This window comes from Mesorhizobium sp. M1E.F.Ca.ET.063.01.1.1 (assembly GCF_003998155.1).
GTDB lineage: Bacteria > Pseudomonadota > Alphaproteobacteria > Rhizobiales > Rhizobiaceae > Mesorhizobium.
In genome coordinates, this window is the sequence record NZ_RZSC01000090.1 from 1 (window position 1) to 13,743 (window position 13,743).

The window sequence follows — 13,743 nt, forward strand, 5'->3', positions numbered from 1 at the left end:
CGGTGTTCACCGTGCTGAACTACCTGTTGCCGGAAAAGGGCGTCATGCCGATGCATTGCTCGGCCAATGAAGGGCCCGCCGGCGACGCGGCCGTCTTCTTCGGCCTGTCCGGCACCGGCAAGACGACGCTGTCGGCCGACCCGTCGCGCACGCTGATCGGCGACGACGAGCATGGCTGGGGGCCGCATGGCATCTTCAACTTCGAGGGCGGCTGCTATGCCAAGACGATCAGGCTGTCGGCCGAGGCCGAGCCGGAGATCTTCGCCACAACGCAGCGTTTCGGCACGGTGCTGGAGAATGTGGTTCTGGACGCCGGCCGCGTGCCCGATTTCGATGACGGCAGCCTCACTGAAAACACGCGCTGCGCCTATCCTCTGGATTACATCCCCAATGCCTCGAGGACCGGCCGCGCCGGCCACCCGAAGAACGTCATCATGCTGACCGCCGATGCCTTCGGCGTCATGCCGCCGATCGCCAGGCTGACGCCGGCCCAGGCCATGTACCACTTCCTCTCCGGCTACACCGCGAAGGTCGCCGGGACCGAGAAGGGCGTCATCGAGCCCGAGGCGACGTTCTCGACCTGCTTCGGCGCGCCCTTCATGCCGCGCCATCCGTCCGAATACGGCAATCTGCTGCGCGAGCTGATCGCCAGCCATGGCGTCGATTGCTGGCTGGTCAACACCGGTTGGACCGGCGGCGCTTACGGCACCGGCCGCCGCATGCCGATCAAGGTGACGCGCACGCTGCTCGGCGCCGCGCTCGACGGCTCGCTCAATGCCGCCGAATTCCGCACCGACGCCAATTTCGGCTTCGAGGTGCCGGTGGCGGTTCCGGGCGTCGACGGCGCCGTTCTCGATCCGCGCTCGACCTGGGCCGACAAGGCGGCCTATGACCGCCAGGCAGCGAAGCTGGTCAATATGTTCGCCGTCAACTTCGAGAAATTCGAGCAGCATGTCGATGCGGCCATCATCGGCGCCGCGCCGCGGCTGCAGGAAGCGGCGGAATAACCGCCAGAGGGATTGCTAAGGCCCGGCCCAGGCCGGGCCTTTTCTTTTCGCGCCTGTCGCGTCATGACTGCGGCATGAGTGCCGACGACAGGATCATCATCGCCAGTGACGCGGTCATCCACCCGGGTGACCTGCATGAGGATTTCATCCGCTCGTCCGGTCCGGGCGGGCAGAACGTCAACAAGGTGGCGACGGCCGTGCAGCTTCGCTTCGACGCTGCAAATGCATCCGGCCTGTCGGAGCGGGTGCGGGAACGCGCCATCAGGCTCGCCGGCCAGCGTGCCACCAAGGACGGCGTCATCGTCATCGAGGCCGGCCGCTTCCGCACCCAGGAGCAGAACCGCGCCGACGCGCGGGCCAGGCTGACTGCACTGGTCGCCAAGGCCGCCGAGCCGCCGCCGCCGCCGCGCAAGAAGACCAAGCCCTCGAAGGGCGCCGTGGAGCGGCGCCTCAAGACCAAAGCCGGGCGATCCACCGTGAAGAAGCTGCGCGGCCGGGTCGAGAGCGACTAGGCGATGCAACGCCCGCGCGCATAAAACGCTTTCCATTTGGCATGACAGGTGCAAGGTTCGGCCGTTGCTACAGCTAAGGAGGCCAGCAATGGGTATGTTCGATTTCGTCAAGAGTGTCGGCAAGAAACTGGGCATTGGCGGGGACGAGGCGGCGCCCTCCGCCGACACGCTCAAGAAGGAGCTCGATTCGCACAAACTGGGCACAGACGGTGTCGAAGTCGCCGTCCAGGGCGACACCGCCGTGCTGAAGGGCATGGTCAAGGATCAGTCGGTCTTCGAGAAGGCCGTCATTGCCGTCGGCAACACGCTTGGCGTTTCCAAGGTGCAGGCCGACGAATTGCAGGTCGCGCCTGAAGCCGGCAAGGCGGCAAGCCCGGCCAAGGAACCGACCTTCTACACCGTCCAGAAGGGCGATAACCTCTGGAAGATCGCCGAAAAGAACTACGGCAAGGGCGAGGGCGCCAAGAACAACATCATCTTCGAGGCAAACAAGCCGATGCTGGCCCATCCCGACAAGATCTATCCCGGCCAGGTCCTGCGCATCCCCGACCTCGCCTGACCGGTGATCGATAGGCAATGACGGAACGGCGGCTTTCGGGTCGCCGTTTTCCTTTGTCGGTGGCATGCTGGGCCGCATCAACCGAAGAGGCGCATATCCCATGCTTGTTCTGCCCAAGGGCGTCCGTCACATGCCGGGGTATCTTTCGCGCCCCGCGCAGGAAGCGCTTGTCGAGGAGATCAGGCGCGTGGTGCAGGCGGCGCCGCTCTATGTGCCGGCCATGCCGCGCACCGGCAAGGAGATGAGCGTGCGCATGACCAATTGCGGCACGCTCGGCTGGGTCACCGACAAGGATCGAGGCTATCGCTACCAGCCGACGCATCCGGTGACGGGGGAGCCGTGGCCGCCGATCCCCGAAGCCTTGCTGCAATTGTGGCGCGAGGTCTCGGCCTATGCGCATCCGCCGGAAGCCTGCCTCGTCAATTTCTATTCGGGCGACGCCAGGATGGGTCTGCACCAGGACCGCGACGAGCAGGATTTCGCAGCGCCCGTCGTGTCGGTGTCGCTCGGCGACGACTGTCTGTTCCGCGTCGGCCAGACCACGCGCGAGGGCGGCACGAAATCGTTCAGGCTGAAGAGCGGCGATGTCGTCGTGCTCGGCGGCGAGGGCCGCCTCTGCTTTCACGGCGTCGACCGCATCTACTCCGCGACCTCGGCGCTCTTGAGGAATGGCGGCCGTATCAATTTGACGCTTCGGCGGGTGACCCTGCCTGGCTGATGCCGGCGTTGCGCAGCATCACTTGCACGCCATCATCCTCGGCGATCTGCCGGTAATCCCGCATGAAGCCGACATAGTCCTGCCGTCGGGAAAGCTCGGCGTTCAAGCCTCTGTCGGTCTTCTGAACGATGATCACCGCGGGCCGCTTCGCTTCGAGTTCAGCGAGCTTGCCGTCGATGTAGCGGTCGGCGACCTGCCGGTAGTGGTTCGCGGCCATCTGATTGCCGGTCTGCGTCTCGATTGCCGAGAGATAAAGGGCAAACCCGCCGAGCCAGTCGCTGCAATAGCTCGAGATCCACTTTCCACCGAGCATGCGCGCCAATGGATGACCGGCCGCGATGTCGGAGCCGACAAGCGCGATCGTCGGCTGTTGAACCGCAGCCTCGACCCTGGCGACCAACTCGGCGCCCGGCTTCTGCGTTTGCATGAATGGCATGGCGGCGGCAGCGATGACGGCGGCCAGCAGCACCTTGCGCCCCGGTTCCATCGCCGTGCGCGGCGACGAACGAGGCGTCGGGTCGATTTGCGCCGTCCTCAACAGCAGCGCTCCGAGCATCAGGCTGAATGCCGGAAAGGCGTGATAGGGCCAGCCCTTGGCCTGGTAGATCAGCGGCACCGTCGCCGCCAGCGAAGCGAGCGTGAAGATGGCAACCAACGGCGACATGGGCAATCCTGGTCGAAGAAAGCGCAGCATCAAGAGCGAGACCAGATAGATCGGCCCATAGCCTATCAGCGCCTGCACGTTGTGCACCCGCATGTAGGTGTCGGCCAGCATCGGGTAGATGACGTGGAGGAATTCCGGATAGAAATGCTGCACGGCAACGACATAGGCGACGCAGACCAGGCCGATCACCCAGTATTCAAACGCGAAAAGCGGCCGGATCGACCGGCGGCGCCAGGCCGCATAAAGAGCCGGAACGAGCACCACCAGCGCGTAGTAGGGCTTCACCAGCACCAGTATGCTGCCGCTGAGCCCTGCAATTGCCGCCATGGGCAGGCTGGGCCTTCGCCCCTCGATCGGCGCCGCACGCCAGGCTGTCAGCACCAGCAAGGGCAGAAGCAGCGCGATCCCCAGATGCTCACGCTGGGTGAAGGCATTACCGGGAAAGATGACCAGCAGGGCCAGGAACAGGGGCAGCAGCGAAAACAGTGTGCGGTTCTCGGCAAAGCCGGCCTGCCTGGCGATCAGCGCGGCGAGGCCCAATCCGGCCAGGCAGATCGCATAGGCGTAGACATGGACAGCGATCTCTGGCGACACGCCGAGTTGATGCGCGAGCGCCACGGCCGGCATGATCATCCATGGCGTGAACGGCGGATTGGTTTCGATCAGATCGACATACAGCCGGTCGCCGCCGAGCATCCGCTCGCACATGGTGATTATCCAGCTGGTGTCGGATATGACGCCCCACCGGGCTTGCCAGGGAACGGCAGCCGCCAGCACCAGTAGGCTGAACGCCACGGTCCACAGTTGCGCGGTCTGCGCGACAAAGCCGGGCGCATCCAATTCCGAGTCATGCTGGACGGCGCTCATCGCGCAAGTCCTTGAACATAGGTGGCGGCCTGCACCCATCGGATCGCCTTCGAGAACCGCAAATCGTGCATCTTTCTCGCCTTAGGCATCACGGAAGACCCAGCGACCAAGCATGATGTAGTTGACCAGCGGCACGGCGACGCATGTCAGCAGGACAGGAACCGCTGCCGGCATTCCAAGTCGTCCTGTAAGCAGTCCCGGCAACGCGGCGGCAATGGCCAGTCCCGTTGCGTTGAGCAGCAGAAAACGCGGCAACTCGAACCTGTGGGCTCCGGCCGAGACGAAGGTGAAATATTTGTGCCCCGCATAGGAAAACGCCCCGGCGATGGCATAAGCGATGATGGATGCCGATGTCGTCGACAGCGGCGCCCAGTCCGCGAGAAGCAGCGCGCAGAGAGCATAGATCAGCGTGGCTGCGCCGCCGATGGCGGCAAAGCGCGAGAGCCTGTATTGACGAATTAAGGTCAACATGCCGCTGTCAGGCAGCCAGCCTGGCTTCGCACACCATGTCCTTACCGAACACCGCAAGCAGCGAGACGCCGAATGGCAGCCCGGAATTCGGCAAAATCCAGCTTTCAGCCGAAAACAACGCTTTCATTGCGGCGTTGATCGGCCTTGGCGGCATCACCTGCCCGGAGGCGGTGTTCGAACGGCGCAACCGGTCGGCCAGCCGCGCGGCAGCCGCCACCGGGAACAGCGCCGCGTTGGTATAGCTAAGCTTCTCGATGCGATAGCCCGCCCGCTCGATGCGCGTTTTCAGCAAATTGCGCGAGTAGCGCCGCATATGATGCAATCCGACATCATGCGTGCTCCAGAGCCATTGATGCGCGGGCACGGTGAGAACGACCCTGCCGCCCGGCTTCAGCATCTGTCGGATCGCCGCCAGCGACGCCTCATCTTCCGCGACATGCTCGAGCACGTCGAACAGACAAACTAGGTCGAAGCTCGCGGGCTCCACCGGCATGTTGTCGGGGAGATGGCCGGCAAGGAAGTCGCGGCCGGTCTTCTCGCGCGCGATCTGCCGTGCGAGATCGCTCATTTCCACCGCAGTGACCGCGCCGAACTGTTCCAGCATGGCAATATTGCCGCCGGTGCCGGCGCCGATCTCGAGAATTTGCGCGCGGGCGGGCAGCGCAAGTCCGCGGATGACCGCCTCTGCGATTGCGCGGCGGCCGCAGAACCACCAGTGCCTGTCCTCGGTTGCCGCCATATTGCGATAGGCATCGAGTTCCATCAGTTCCCACCCCCGAACACACGGCGCACGATATAGATTGGGCGCTGCTTGATCTCCGCATAAACCCTGCCGAGATATTGCCCGATGATGCCGATGCCCAGCAGTTGGATCCCGCCGAGGAAAAGCACGCTGACCAGCAGCGAGGCATAACCGGGCACATCGATGCCGAAGAGCAGCGTCTTGGCGATGATCACCAGCCCGTAGAGAAACGAAAGGGCCGAAATCGCCGCGCCGACATAGGTCCAGATCTCGAGCGGAGCGGTGGAGAAGCTGGTGATGCCTTCGAGCGCAAAGTTCCACAGTCTCCATCCGGAGAATTTGGACTGACCAGCGATGCGCTGGTCGCGCACATATTCGACCGTCGCGGTGCGAAAGCCGACCCAGGCGAACAGCCCTTTCATGAAACGCCGGCGCTCCGGCAGAGAACGCAGCGCGTCGATCACTTGGCGGTCGATCAGTCGGAAGTCGCCGACATCGTCCGGAATCTTCTGCTGCGCGATCCAGTTATGCACGCGATAGAACAGCGAGGCGGAGCGCTGTTTGAGGAAACTGTCGCTCGACCGGTCCGCGCGCTTGGCAAGGACAACCTCATATCCTTCGCGCCACTTGTCGACCAGCAACGGGATGACGTCTGGCGGGTCTTGCAGATCGACGTCGATCGGAATCGCCGCATCCGCATCGCAGGCGTCGAGGCCGGCGGTCAGCGCCGCTTCCTTGCCGAAGTTACGCGAAAGGTCGATCACATTGATGCGTGGGTCGGCACGCTGTGCCTCGATCAGCCGGTCCAGTGTCGCGTCGTTGCTGCCGTCGTTGACGAAAATGAACTCGAAAGCGGCACGCTCGCGCAGCGGGTCGATGGCCTCGCGCACGGCCTTCAGGAATGGCGCGATCGCGGCTTCCTCATTGTGAACCGGTATGATCAACGTGATCGTCGCCAACCCGTTCTTCGGGCGGGCGAGGCGGTCCGGCGTCGTGCGATCGATGTGAAGAAATGGCGCGTTCATAGTCTGCCCAAGCCCGCCGATTGGGCACGACAATAGAAAGGCCGGGGTTAAGATGGCTTTAAGTTATGCGTTGAATTTCAAAGCTTCCGCAGTGCCACCTCTTCGACCAGGTGGTTGGCGCCCTTGCGCAGGATGAGGTCGGCCCGCGCCCGCGTCGGCAGGATGTTCTCGCGCAGGTTCTTCAGGTTGATGTTGGTCCACAGGCCCTCGGCGATGGCGCGAGCGGCGTCCTGCGAAAGCTGCGAATAGCGGTGGAAGAAGGAGTCCGGGTTGCGGAAGGCGGTCTCGCGCAGCCGCATGAAGCGCTGGATATACCACTGGTGGATCAGCTTCTCGTCGGCATCGATATAGATGGCGAAGTCGAAGAAGTCCGACAGGAACGGCACGATCTTGCCGTCCTTGGGCAGCTTCCCCGGCTGCAGCACGTTGATGCCTTCGAAGATCAATATGTCCGGCCTGTCGATTGTGACGAATTCGCCGGGAATGACGTCGTAGGTCAAGTGCGAATAGACGGGGGCGCGGACATTGCGCTGCGCCGACTTGATGCCCGAAAGGAACCTGAGCAGCGCGCCGACGTCGTAGCTGTCGGGGAAGCCCTTGCGCTCCATCAGATTGTCGCGGCGCAGGATCTCGTTGGGCAAAAGGAAGCCGTCGGTGGTGATGAGATCGACCTTCGGGCTCGACGGCCAGCGCGCCAGCAATTCCTTCAACACGCGGGCCGTGGTCGATTTGCCGACCGCGACCGAGCCGGCGATGCCGATGATGAACGGCGTCTTGACGATGTCCTGCGCGTTGAAAAAGGCCTGGCGCTGCCGAAACAGAAGCTGGCTCGCCTCGACATGCGCCGAAAGCAGGCGGGACAGCGACAGATAGATGCGCTTGACCTCTTCGAGGTCGACCGGGTCGTTGAGCGAGCGCAGCCGGTCGATCTCGTCCTCGGTAAGCGTGAGCGGCGTGTCGGCGCGGAATTGCGACCATTGCTCGGCCGAGAAGAAGCGATAGGGGGAATATTTCTCGGTAGGAGCAAGCTGGTCCATCGAGTCTCCTGCCCTCCTAGAGCATGATGCCGAAAAGTGCGAAGCGGTTTTCGGGCGACATCATGCTCTATCCGTCTCTTGCGATCAGTCCCGGGGCCGGGACGCCTTCTCGGCGATGCCCGAGCGGCCGGTTCGGCCCTCGAGCTCCTTCAGCACGTCGTCCAGCGGGACGCCCGCAATGCCAAGGACGACAAGCCAATGATATATAAGATCCGCGCTTTCCGAAACGAGGGCCTGCCTGTCGCCGCGAATGGCGGCGATCACGGTCTCGACCGCTTCCTCGCCGAGCTTCTGCGCCGCCTTGTCCATGCCCTTGGCGAAGAGTTTCGCCGTCCATGACTCGGTGTCGCCGGAATGGGCGCGCTGATGGATGATCGATTCCAGCTCGGCGAGCGAAAATTGAGCCATAGCAGTCATCTATCTGTTTGTTTAAGCATGATCTTTTCCGAAAACCGGTTCCCACTTTTCGGGATCATGCTTTAAGTCCGATGGACGGCCGAGTCCAGCCGCATAGGAATGCCGGCTTTAGCCATATGCGCCTTGGCTTCGGCGATGCTGTAGGTGCCGAAATGGAAGATCGAGGCGGCAAGCACGGCACCGGCATGGCCGTCGCGGATGCCTTCGACCAGGTGATCAAGCGTGCCGACACCGCCCGAAGCGATGACCGGCACGCGCACGGCGTCGGCGATGGCGCGGGTGAGCGCGATGTCGTAGCCGGCCTTGGTGCCGTCGCGGTCCATCGAGGTAAGCAGGATCTCGCCGGCGCCGCGATCGACCATTCGTCTGGCGAATTCGACCGCGTCGATGCCGGTCTTCTCGCGCCCGCCATGGGTGAAGATCTCCCAGCGGTCGGCCTCGCCGGCCGCCGACACCTTCTTGGCGTCGATGGCGACGACGATACACTGGTTGCCGAACTTGTCGGCGGCTTTCGCGACGAAGTCCGGGTTCTTCACAGCCGCCGTGTTGATCGACACCTTGTCGGCCCCGGCCAGAAGCAGCTTGCGGATGTCGGCCACCTGGCGCACGCCGCCGCCGACGGTGAGCGGCATGAAACATTGTTCGGCCGTGCGGGCGACGACATCGAAGATCGTCTCGCGATCGTCGGACGAGGCGGTGATGTCGAGGAAGCAGAGCTCGTCGGCGCCCGCCGCGTCATAGGCCTTGGCGGCCTCCACCGGATCGCCGGCGTCGATCAGGTCGACGAAGTTGACGCCCTTCACCACGCGGCCGTTCTTGACGTCGAGGCAGGGAATGACGCGGGCCTTCAGCATCAGCGGCCCTCCATGGTGGAAAGCAGATCGACCACCAGCTCGCCGACCAGCGGCGGCACCTCGCCCTTGGCGTCGAATGCCGGATCGTAAGCGGAGATGGTGAGGCCGGCGATGCTCAGAGGGCCGGCGAGGCCGCACATCGCGGTGCGAACCTCATCGGGCGCCGGACCGCCTGGCGTGGTGTAGCGATTGGCCTGCAGCTCCTCGGGGTCATGAACGTCGAGATCGATATGCATGTGGACCCGCTCGGCTCCGGTGGCCTTCAACTTCTGCGCGGCGCCTGACCAGTCCGGGCACTCGGTGCGGCTGATCGGCAGCGTCTCCAGCAATTCACTCTCCGCCGGGTCGAGGTCGCGGGCGTTGACCAGCACGCAGCGGACCGGATCGATCGGCTTGAACCCCGGAATCTGCGCCGCCATCCGCCGCCAGCACAGGCCGAGCACGGTCGCCAGCGCCATGCCGTCGAGAAAGCCGGAGGTGGACGTATCGGGCGTGTTGAGGTCGCCATGCTGGTCGGCCCAGATGATGGCGTCCGCGCCTTCACCGGCCACCGCACCCGCACTGGTCAGGCAATTGCCGGCGAGCACGATCGGAAACCGGCCCTTGTCCAGCGCTATGCGGACCTCGCCCGACACGGCGTTGCAGACGGCAAACCCCGTTGCGATCTCGCGCTCCTGCTCATCCTCGACCAACTGGCCGATCTCTTGAACTTCGACGTCGTGGCCGGCGAGCTTCAGCGCCTCGGCCAGCCCGCCGGAGATCAAGGCGTCGGGACCCTGGCCGCAGCCGCCGTGATAGTGGCCGCTGTCATAGGACGCCAGGATGATGGAGATGTTCACTATTCTGCCTCCGTCCCCTCGCCGCGCAGGATCGCCAGTGCCTCCGCCGGGTCGACGCGCCCGTCATAGAGCGCGCGGCCGGAGATCGCGCCTTCGAGCCTCTTGGCATCGGGCATGGTCATGCGCACGATGTCGGCGATCGAGGCCAGTCCGCCGGAGGCGATCACCGGGATCGACACCGCCTCGGCGAGGCTGATCGTCGAATCCCAGTTGATGCCGGAGAGCACGCCGTCGCGGTCGATGTCGGTGTAGATGATGGCGGCCACACCCGCGCCCTCGAATTTCTTCGCCAGTTCGATGACGCCAAGCTCAGAGGCTTCCGCCCAGCCCTCGACGGCGACCTTGCCGCCCTTGGCGTCGATGCCCACCGCTATTCTGCCGGGAAAGGCCTTGCAGGCCTCCTTCACTAGCTCGGGCTCGCGTACGGCCACCGTGCCCAGGATGACGCGCGCCAGGCCGCGGTCCAGCCAGTCCTCGATCTGCGCCAGCGTGCGGATGCCGCCGCCAAGCTGCACCGGGTTCTTCGTCGCCTTGAGGATGGCGCCGACCGCCGCGGAGTTGACGCTCTGGCCTTTGAAGGCGCCGTTGAGGTCGACGACGTGCAGCCACTCGAAACCCTGTTCCTCGAAGGCCCTCGCCTGGGCTGCCGGATCGTCGTTGTAGATCGTGGCGGTCGCCATGTCGCCGTGCTTCAGGCGCACGCATTTGCCGTCCTTGAGGTCTATTGCCGGAAACAGGATCACGGTCAGGCGCCCTCGACGATGACGAAATGGCCGGTCGACGCCGCCAGCCGGAATTTCAAGGCTTCCTGGTACTCCGGCGAGTGATAGCAGGCGAGCGCCGTCTCATAGGAGTCGAACTCCACCACCACATGGCGGTTCCCCGTTGGCCCCTCCGGATTTGTGTAGCGTCCGGCCCGGACCGGAAACTTGGCGCCATATTTGGCGAAGGCCTTTGCGTTGGCCTCGATGTAGTTCTTGTAGGCGCCCGGGTCGCGGACGTCGATCATGGCGATCCAATAGCCCTTCTTGCTCATCTCTAGGGCCTCCATTTCAGGAAATTGGTGATCAGCGCCAGGCCGAGCGCCTGGCTCTTTTCGGGATGGAACTGCGTGCCGGCGAGGTTGTCGCGCGCAACCGCCGCCGTCACCGGCCCGCCATAGTCGGCGACGGCCAGCACCTCGTCAGGGTTCTTCGCTTCAAGATGATAGGAATGGACGAAATAGGCATGCAGCCCTTTCGGGCCGGTCTCGATGCCCGAAAACAGCGGATGCTTGCGCGTGACCTCGATCGTGTTCCAGCCGATCTGCGGAATCTTCAGCGCCGGATCCCTGGGCGTGATTTCCTTGACGTCGCCCGCGATCCAGCCGAGCCCCTTGGTGATCGTCTTCTCCAGGCCGCGTTCCGACATCAATTGCATGCCGACGCAGATGCCGAGGAACGGCCGCGCCTTGGCTATCGCCACCTCCTCCACCGCTTCCCACATCCCGGCAACGGCATGCAGGCCGGCGGCGCAGTCGGCATAGGCGCCGACGCCCGGCAGCACGATGCGGTCGGCGCTGCGCACCCGCTCAGCATCGGCCGTCAGATCGATGGTCGCGGCAATGCCGGCCTCGTGCGCGGCGCGCTCGAAGGCCTTGGTGGCCGAGCGCAGATTGCCCGAGCCGTAGTCGATGATCGCTACCCGCATGTCAGGGCCTTCCCGGCGTATGGGTCAGCCCCAGCGCCATACCTGTCTGCGCCGGACGCGCCTGGTTCGTATCGGGAACGATGCGCGGCATGGGCGCCGGCTCTTCCTCTTGCCCTTCGGCTTCCAGCACGTAGCGCGCCTCGGCGCCGCCAAGATTGCCGGCCTCGACCACGCCCCATTCCAGCCAGCCCCGGCGGCGGAGCGCCGATATCCGCAGGCCCTGTCCTTCGAGCCCGATATAAAGCGACACCAGGAGCGACAGGGCCGAGCCAGCCCATTCGAGGCCGAGCTTTTCGCCGAGCACCGACAGGATCGCCGCGACCGCGAAGGTGAGCAAGGCCTCGATCCACAACCGGTGCCAGGCGAGCCAGACCGGCGAGAACAGGAACCCGAGCCAGGTGAAGCCATCGCGCACCAAGATCGCATCCTCGGCCTTGTTGCTCCCGGCCGGCCGCTCCATCACGACATAGATGGCCATAGGGCTATCCTTTCAGGGATCCCTTGGTGGAGGGCACCGCATCAAGCTGACGCGGGTCGGGCTCCAGCGCCGCGCGCAGCACCCGCGCCACCGCCTTGAAGCAGGTTTCCGCGATGTGATGATTGTTGGCGCCGTAGTGATTGGTCACATGCAGCGTGATGCCGGCATTCTGCGCCAGCGCCTGGAAGAATTCGCGCACCAGCTCGGTGTCGAAGGTGCCGATCTTCGGCGACGAGAAGGCGACGTTCCAGACCAGAAACGGCCTGCCGGATACATCGATCGCCGCCCGCGTCAGCGTCTCGTCCATGGCAAGGTCGATCGAGGCATAGCGCATGATGCCGCGCCGCTCGCCCAAGGCCTTGCTCAGCGCCTGGCCGATCGCGATGCCGGTATCCTCGACGGTGTGGTGATCGTCGATGTGCAGGTCGCCCTTGGCCTTCACCGTCATGTCGATCAGTGAATGGCGCGACAGCTGGTCGAGCATATGGTCGAAGAAGCCGACGCCCGTCGCAATGTCGGATTTGCCCTTGCCGTCGACATGAAGCGACACCGAAATCTCGGTTTCCTTGGTCTTGCGGCTGATTTCTGCGGAACGGGGCGGCATAACTTAAGTCCTTGCGGTCCTAGTCCCGTGGCACGGGCTTGAAAACGAGAGCCTTCTATCAGCATGATCCGGCGATTGCCAGTTGCCTTTCCGGACGGTATCGGCCTTGCTGCGGGGCGGTTTGCATTCACTCGCCTCATGCATACATATGGCAATCAAAAGTCACTCGTACCGCGCCGATCGCCTTTCAAAGGGATAGCGCGAATCGGAGCTGGAAATGTCGAATGAACTGACCATGCACGCCACGACCATCATCAGCGTGCGCAAGGGCAACAAGGTTGTGATCGCCGGCGACGGCCAGGTCAGCCTTGGCCAGACCATCATGAAAGGCAATGCCAAGAAAGTGCGCCGCATCGGCAAGGGGGGCAGCGTCATCGCCGGTTTCGCCGGCGCCACCGCCGACGCCTTCACCCTGCTTGAACGCCTCGAAGCCAAGCTCGAGCAATATCCCGACCAGTTGACGCGCGCCTGCGTCGAGCTCGCCAAGGACTGGCGCACCGACCGCTATCTGCGCCGCCTGGAAGCGATGATGCTGGTCGCCGACAAGTCGGTCTCGCTGGCGCTGACCGGCACCGGCGACGTGCTCGAGCCCGAGCATGGCGTCATGGCCATCGGCTCCGGCGGCAATTATGCGCTGGCCGCCGCCCGCGCGTTGATGGATACCGACAAGGACGCCGAGGAGATCGCCCGCAAGGCGATGCAGATCGCGGCCGACATCTGCGTCTACACGAACAGCAACTTCGTCGTCGAAACGCTCGATGCCGCCTGAGCCAGCCAGCCATGATCCCAAAAGGTGGGAACCGGTTTTTTGGAAAAGATCATGGTCAAACAGACAATTAGCTATGATTTCCGGCCGGTCACCGAAGCGGACCTGCCGATGATCGCCGGCTGGCTCGCCGAGCCGCATGTCGCCGAATGGTGGGACAATCCGGAAAAGGAGATCGCCGAGATCCGCGCGCATCTCTCCTCGGTTTCGGTGGAGCCGCTGATCGTCGAGCTCGACGGCAGGCCGGTCGCCTATCTGCAGAGCTACGATCCGCATCTGGAAGATGATCATCCTTATGCCGACCAGCCCTTCGGCACGCTGGGCATCGATCTGTCGATCGGCCCGCCGGAGCTGGTCGGCATCGGCCACGGCCCGGCGATCGTTCGCCAGTTCGTGGAAGAGCTTTTCGAGGAAGGCGCGCCGCGCGTCATCATCGATCCGCATCCGGACAACGGCCGCGCCATCCGCGCCTATGAAAAGGCCGGCTTCAGGCC

At 64.0% G+C, this 13,743-nt stretch carries 19 protein-coding genes; 6 read left to right on the forward strand and 13 right to left on the reverse strand.

Features of this window, described 5'->3' with window-relative positions; all coding sequences use genetic code 11:
• The 4 genes from EOA29_RS10010 to EOA29_RS10025 all read left to right on the forward strand — a co-directional run.
• Positions 1-1,007: phosphoenolpyruvate carboxykinase (ATP) (locus EOA29_RS10010; RefSeq protein WP_145969651.1), on the forward strand; the 1,007-nt coding region annotated here is incomplete at its 5' end.
• 74 nt (positions 1,008-1,081) lie between these two features.
• Entirely contained in the window at positions 1,082-1,519 is a 438-nt protein-coding gene (gene arfB, locus EOA29_RS10015) for an alternative ribosome rescue aminoacyl-tRNA hydrolase ArfB (protein ID WP_126090850.1), read from the forward strand.
• Between the two features lie 88 nt (positions 1,520-1,607).
• Positions 1,608-2,078 carry a peptidoglycan-binding protein LysM gene (gene lysM / locus EOA29_RS10020; protein WP_127220841.1) on the forward strand — a complete coding sequence of 157 codons (471 nt, stop codon included), beginning with the start codon at positions 1,608-1,610 and terminating at the stop codon, positions 2,076-2,078.
• Positions 2,079-2,178: 100 nt separating this feature from the next.
• Positions 2,179-2,796, forward strand: a complete 618-nt coding sequence (locus EOA29_RS10025) for an alpha-ketoglutarate-dependent dioxygenase AlkB (RefSeq protein ID WP_126090848.1) — start codon at positions 2,179-2,181, stop codon at positions 2,794-2,796.
• Here EOA29_RS10025 and EOA29_RS10030 read toward each other — a convergent pair.
• From EOA29_RS10030 to hisB, 13 genes are all read right to left on the reverse strand, one after another.
• Positions 2,759-4,327 (reverse strand): hypothetical protein, encoded by a 1,569-nt coding sequence (locus tag EOA29_RS10030; RefSeq protein ID WP_126090847.1) that lies wholly within the window; start codon positions 4,325-4,327, stop codon positions 2,759-2,761. The two genes, EOA29_RS10025 and EOA29_RS10030, sit on opposite strands and share 38 nt — an antisense overlap.
• Before the next feature lie 81 nt (positions 4,328-4,408).
• Complete coding sequence (locus EOA29_RS10035; protein WP_126090846.1) at positions 4,409-4,798, reverse strand: GtrA family protein; 390 nt, start codon at positions 4,796-4,798, stop codon at positions 4,409-4,411.
• A gap of 7 nt (positions 4,799-4,805) precedes the next feature.
• The gene (locus EOA29_RS10040; protein WP_126090845.1) at positions 4,806-5,561 is read right to left on the reverse strand and encodes a class I SAM-dependent methyltransferase; all 756 of its coding nucleotides are present in this window, start codon (positions 5,559-5,561) and stop codon (positions 4,806-4,808) included.
• Positions 5,561-6,565 carry a glycosyltransferase family 2 protein gene (locus EOA29_RS10045; RefSeq protein ID WP_126090844.1) on the reverse strand — a complete coding sequence of 335 codons (1,005 nt, stop codon included), beginning with the start codon at positions 6,563-6,565 and terminating at the stop codon, positions 5,561-5,563. The genes EOA29_RS10040 and EOA29_RS10045 overlap by 1 nt, the downstream gene beginning before the upstream one ends.
• Positions 6,566-6,642: 77 nt before the next feature.
• Complete coding sequence (coaA, locus tag EOA29_RS10050) at positions 6,643-7,602, reverse strand: type I pantothenate kinase (protein WP_126090843.1); 960 nt, start codon at positions 7,600-7,602, stop codon at positions 6,643-6,645.
• An 84-nt stretch (positions 7,603-7,686) separates the two neighbouring features.
• Positions 7,687-8,010, reverse strand: a complete 324-nt coding sequence (locus EOA29_RS10055; protein WP_126090842.1) for a phosphoribosyl-ATP diphosphatase — start codon at positions 8,008-8,010, stop codon at positions 7,687-7,689.
• Positions 8,011-8,081: 71 nt separating this feature from the next.
• Positions 8,082-8,876: an imidazole glycerol phosphate synthase subunit HisF gene (gene hisF, locus EOA29_RS10060; RefSeq protein ID WP_189350616.1), complete on the reverse strand. Its 795-nt coding sequence runs from the start codon at positions 8,874-8,876 to the stop codon at positions 8,082-8,084.
• On the reverse strand, positions 8,873-9,712 hold the full coding sequence (locus tag EOA29_RS10065) for an arginase family protein (RefSeq protein ID WP_126090840.1): 840 nt from the start codon (positions 9,710-9,712) through the stop codon (positions 8,873-8,875). The genes hisF and EOA29_RS10065 overlap by 4 nt, the downstream gene beginning before the upstream one ends.
• Positions 9,712-10,455: a 1-(5-phosphoribosyl)-5-[(5-phosphoribosylamino)methylideneamino]imidazole-4-carboxamide isomerase gene (gene hisA / locus EOA29_RS10070; protein ID WP_126090839.1), complete on the reverse strand. Its 744-nt coding sequence runs from the start codon at positions 10,453-10,455 to the stop codon at positions 9,712-9,714. The genes EOA29_RS10065 and hisA overlap by 1 nt, the downstream gene beginning before the upstream one ends.
• Positions 10,456-10,457: 2 nt before the next feature.
• The gene (locus EOA29_RS10075; protein ID WP_126090838.1) at positions 10,458-10,748 is read right to left on the reverse strand and encodes a DUF1330 domain-containing protein; all 291 of its coding nucleotides are present in this window, start codon (positions 10,746-10,748) and stop codon (positions 10,458-10,460) included.
• A 2-nt stretch (positions 10,749-10,750) separates the two neighbouring features.
• Complete coding sequence (hisH, locus tag EOA29_RS10080) at positions 10,751-11,401, reverse strand: imidazole glycerol phosphate synthase subunit HisH (RefSeq protein WP_126090837.1); 651 nt, start codon at positions 11,399-11,401, stop codon at positions 10,751-10,753.
• Between the two features lies 1 nt (position 11,402).
• The gene (locus EOA29_RS10085; protein ID WP_126090836.1) at positions 11,403-11,879 is read right to left on the reverse strand and encodes a DUF2628 domain-containing protein; all 477 of its coding nucleotides are present in this window, start codon (positions 11,877-11,879) and stop codon (positions 11,403-11,405) included.
• A gap of 4 nt (positions 11,880-11,883) precedes the next feature.
• Positions 11,884-12,483: an imidazoleglycerol-phosphate dehydratase HisB gene (gene hisB, locus EOA29_RS10090; RefSeq protein ID WP_126090835.1), complete on the reverse strand. Its 600-nt coding sequence runs from the start codon at positions 12,481-12,483 to the stop codon at positions 11,884-11,886.
• A 217-nt stretch (positions 12,484-12,700) separates the two neighbouring features.
• Here hisB and hslV point away from each other — a divergent pair, with 217 nt between their 5' ends.
• Together hslV and EOA29_RS10100 are read left to right on the forward strand one after the other, a co-directional pair.
• Positions 12,701-13,252, forward strand: a complete 552-nt coding sequence (gene hslV / locus EOA29_RS10095) for an ATP-dependent protease subunit HslV (RefSeq protein WP_126090834.1) — start codon at positions 12,701-12,703, stop codon at positions 13,250-13,252.
• A 51-nt stretch (positions 13,253-13,303) separates the two neighbouring features.
• On the forward strand, positions 13,304-13,743 hold a 440-nt coding region (locus EOA29_RS10100; protein ID WP_189478855.1), incomplete at its 3' end, for a GNAT family N-acetyltransferase.